The sequence below is a fragment of the Kamptonema formosum PCC 10802 genome (assembly GCF_000332335.1).
In the GTDB taxonomy this organism is placed as follows: Bacteria; Cyanobacteriota; Cyanobacteriia; order Cyanobacteriales; family Oscillatoriaceae; genus Oscillatoria.
Genome location: NZ_KB235949.1, coordinates 107,473 through 107,955 on the forward strand (window position 1 = coordinate 107,473; position 483 = coordinate 107,955).

Sequence of the window (483 nt, forward strand, 5' to 3'; positions counted from 1 at the left end):
GAATTATCGGAATTTCCCCTATTGCCGGTGGCTCAACCGGCAAGCTTGTCGGAATTTCCCCTATTGCCGGTGGCTCAACCGCCGAGGTTGTCTCAATTGTCGGAATCTCCACGAAAGCCGGTGGCGCAACCGGGGAGCTTGTCTCAATTGTCGGAATTTCCCCTAGAGCCGGTGGCTCAACCGCCGAGGTTGTGGGAATTATCGGAATTTCCCCTATTGCCGGTGGCTCAACCGGCAAGCTTGTCGGAATTTCCCCTATTGCCGGTGGCTCAACCGGCAAGCTTGTCGGAATTATCGGAATTTCCCCTACCGTCGGTGGCGCAACCGGGGAGCCTGTGGGAATTATCGGAATTTCCCCTATTGCCGGTGGCTCAACCGCCGAGGTTGTCTCAATTGTCGGAATTTCCCCTATTGCCGGTGGCTCAACCGGCAAGCTTGTCGGAATTTCCCCTATTGCCGGTTGGCTCAACCGCCGAGGTTGTG

The 483-nt window shown here is 56.3% G+C and carries 1 pseudogene; it reads left to right on the top strand.

Annotated features, from left to right (window positions below):
• Window positions 1-483: pseudogene (locus tag OSC10802_RS53475) on the top strand (hypothetical protein); the annotation flags it as partial.